The organism is Paramaledivibacter caminithermalis DSM 15212 (assembly GCF_900142245.1).
GTDB classification, from domain to species: Bacteria; Bacillota; Clostridia; order Peptostreptococcales; family Caminicellaceae; genus Paramaledivibacter; species Paramaledivibacter caminithermalis.
The window spans coordinates 1-3,401 of sequence record NZ_FRAG01000114.1 but is presented as its reverse complement, the minus strand read 5'-3'; the positions used below and the strand labels follow the sequence as shown (position 1 = coordinate 3,401).

At 29.6% G+C, this 3,401-nt stretch carries 4 protein-coding genes; 3 read left to right on the top strand and 1 reads right to left on the bottom strand.

What is annotated here, in order from left to right:
- Nucleotides 1-154: 154 nt before the first annotated feature.
- From BUB36_RS18585 to BUB36_RS18575, 3 genes are all read left to right on the top strand, one after another.
- On the top strand, nt 155-724 hold the full coding sequence (locus BUB36_RS18585; RefSeq protein ID WP_073153759.1) for an HD-GYP domain-containing protein: 570 nt from the start codon (nt 155-157) through the stop codon (nt 722-724).
- 272 nt (nt 725-996) lie between these two features.
- Entirely contained in the window at nt 997-1,197 is a 201-nt protein-coding gene (locus tag BUB36_RS18580; protein WP_242655924.1) for a phage holin family protein, read from the top strand.
- A 235-nt stretch (nt 1,198-1,432) separates the two neighbouring features.
- Nucleotides 1,433-2,029, top strand: coding sequence for a sce7726 family protein (locus tag BUB36_RS18575; RefSeq protein WP_084112148.1), 597 nt, complete (start codon nt 1,433-1,435; stop codon nt 2,027-2,029).
- On the opposite strand, the gene BUB36_RS18570 is transcribed toward BUB36_RS18575, so the two are convergent.
- On the bottom strand, nt 1,980-3,062 hold the full coding sequence (locus BUB36_RS18570; RefSeq protein WP_073153758.1) for a beta family protein: 1,083 nt from the start codon (nt 3,060-3,062) through the stop codon (nt 1,980-1,982). The two genes, BUB36_RS18575 and BUB36_RS18570, sit on opposite strands and share 50 nt — an antisense overlap.
- Nucleotides 3,063-3,401: the final 339 nt, after the last annotated feature.

The following is a 3,401-nucleotide window of genomic DNA, read 5'->3' as shown; positions in this document are numbered from 1 at the left end:
ATTTATATGAAAATCTCTTTGATGATTTAATTTTTGAGAGAACATGGTAAATTAGAAGATTTAAAATTAAAAAAATAAATGTTGGGGTTATAAACCTCAACATTTATTTTTTGCTTGTATTAATGAAAATTGGTATTTTGGGGAGGCTAAAAAAATGATAAACATAGAAAATATCTTATTATTAAATAATTTAGAAAAAAGAGAAATAGATCACTCAAAAAGAGTGGCCAATTATGCAGTAAATTTTGGGAAGGTTTTAGGATTAAAATATGAGCAGCAAAAACTCTTATATTCATTAGGATTATTGCATGATATAGGGAAAGGGAAAATAAGCAATGAAATTTTAAGTAAAAGAGAACCGTTAACTAAGCTTGAAAGAAAAATAATTGAAAGTCATTCAGTTTTTGGTGAAAAGTATATTTTACTTATTCCTGAATTAAAAGCATATTCTAAGGTTATTAGAGCTCATCATGAACGGTGGGATGGAAATGGATATCCAGATGGGTTATGTGGTGAAAATATTCCATTTTTCTCTAGAGTTATTTCTTTAGTTGATGTATATGATGCATTGACAATGAAAAGACCATACAGGGATAAAGTTTTTACAACTAAAGAAGCTTTAGGAATAATTAAGGAGTCTTGTGGTCAATTCGATCCATATTTAGCTGAGATTTTCATTCAAAATGCAGGATATATAAAAGGTTTGCCTAAAAAGGTAGTGTAGGTATGGTAGACCTCAAAAAACTTAATATAGGTCAATCTGAGGGCTTGTTTTTTTGATAGATTATAGAAATAAGTCAACAACCCCCCACTTAGGCTAACGCCTTGAAGTGTGGGCTTTTAAAGTCCTAGTTGACTAGACTAAGCACCTTGGGTGCTACGTTATATAGGTTATGATACCCTCGGATGATGCCCTAGTCCGTTGCTCTATCGAATATGTGTAAACAGCTCTAATGGGTAGGAGCAGTCATATGTTCACAAAAAGCCTATATAACTTTGTCGAAGGGCAATCAACTCCGATATGTATTAGGTATGTTTTTGAAAGGGCTTGAAATGATTCCTGATAAATACATACCTTTTATTTTGCTAGTTTTCGCAATAGTTTTTTCACTATTGACTAATGACATATCTACAATAGAAAAAATTGCAAATGCAGTTATGCAAGGCATACTAATTACAGGGGAATCAAATTATTAAGCAAACTAAAAAGCAAGATTAAAGTATTAGTTAACATAGACCGGGGAAAACCCAGTCTACAAAATTGTAGAAATATATAAAAATTTGTTGACCTTTTTCAATAGATTTAATCAAGAAAAAATGGTATAATTATATAAAAGAAATGGGGAAAAATATTGAGGTAAATAATTGTAGGCTGGCTAAAAGCTGGTTTTATTTGTTTTTTGAAATATTTGACTATGGTTGGGTGGTAAATATGAAGATTTTAGATGCAGATATTAGGACAAGTTTATATAATAGAATCAGTAATGAATTTAAAGATGAACAGGATACTATTATTGTAGATGAACTTTCCGTGTGTCAAGGTGACGCACGTATGGATGTGGCAGTTGTTAATGGATTGTTGCATGGTTATGAAATAAAAAGTGAAGGTGACACACTAAAAAGATTACCCAATCAAATAGAAATTTATAATAAAGTTTTTGATACTGTAACAATTGTTACAAGTGATAGCCATTTAAACAAAACAATAGACATAATCCCTGAGTGGTGGGGTGTTATTAAGGTAAGAAAATACACTAAATCTTTTTATTTAGAAGATGTAAGAGAACCGAAGCTAAATGATTTTACTGATGCCTATTCAATTGTACAATTATTATGGAGAAATGAAGCTCTACAAATATTAAAAGATCTTGGCTTGCAAAAAGGATTTTTAAGCAAACCAAGATATGTATTATGGGAACGCTTAGTTGAATGTATTGAATTAAATGATCTTAAAAAATATGTTAGGCAAGCATTAAAAACTAGAACATCTTGGAGAGTTGGTCAATTACAAAAGATATGTGATGATTAGTACCCACTTTTCTCCATGTTGTGCCATTTCCAGTACTAGCACAATTATTCCCACATTCATAAATGTATTTATCACCCCAGCTAAAGTTTTTGCCCATATATTTAGGATGGTTAATGATTTTTTTACATAAAATGTTACATTGTGTGTATTTTTTCTTCTTTATATAATGACCTTTTACAATCATATAATCATTATCAATAGTGTAACGGATATTTGGAGTAGGTTTCATGATTCGAGGATCCATATCAACAAGAGAGGGATTTTGGACACAATAATCACCAAAATTCGGGGCAAAAATATACTTAGAGTCTTTTGCTTTATCAAAGATATATTTCCAAATTTTATATTCCAAACGCGGTATATTTGTTAAACTATCTTTTTCAACATCACTCATGCTTTCGGGAATTGATGTCCCACATAATGATATGCTTCTCCAATTTGTTTTATCTGGGATAGCTCTTATAATACTTATACTGTTATTAAGATTTTGATCATATTCTATTGGTGGAATATAAGCCAAATCTATAATTAAATCTACATCTTTTTCATTTATATTTAATTTATTTAATAAGTTTTCAATTAACTCTTCTAATTCTAATAAATCTTTTTCTTTGATTCTTATACATACACCAGATACGTTTTTAGATACAACATCTTTTACTATGTCTAATATATAATCATCATCTGTACAATAGACTGTTGGAATAGCTGATAAGCCTTCTTTTATCAATTCATTATGCAAATGCTCTAAAGCATGTAAACCATTTGTTAACTCATCTGTTTCATCCGTTAAATATGGCATGTCAACAAAAAACGGCCTATTAAGTCCCCAAGACGCTTTTATAGTTTTAGGTACTTTTTCTAAATGTTGGTCAATAGTTTTTTTATAACATTCGTTTTCATAATCCCATTCTATAGGTGGAATTTCAAAAAGTGGTATAATCCTATCCTTTAGAATGTCTGGTAATTCCTCAACAGCTTTTTGTTCTCCCATTTTCCATTTTAAAATTGGTAAATAAAAGTTTTCCCTCATAACTAATACTCCTTTCATTTTTTTAGTTCGACATATTTTTATTGTATTACAAATAGATAATATTAGTAAGAGGTGCAAAATGTAGAAAAATGTCAAAAATAAGGTTTTATCAGTTTATATCTAGAAACATGACACAACTCTACCTAATAATTCCAAATAATGATATAATATTAAAAGCATATATTATTTATGTATATGTTATTTACAGAAAATTGAGGGGGTTGATATGATAATAGAGAAAATTAATAAATGACAAAGGGACGTTTCCTTTGTCATACACAAGATACTTTAGGAATATTGGAGTCAAAGGTGACGATTTTTTTGACCCTTTTTTGTGTT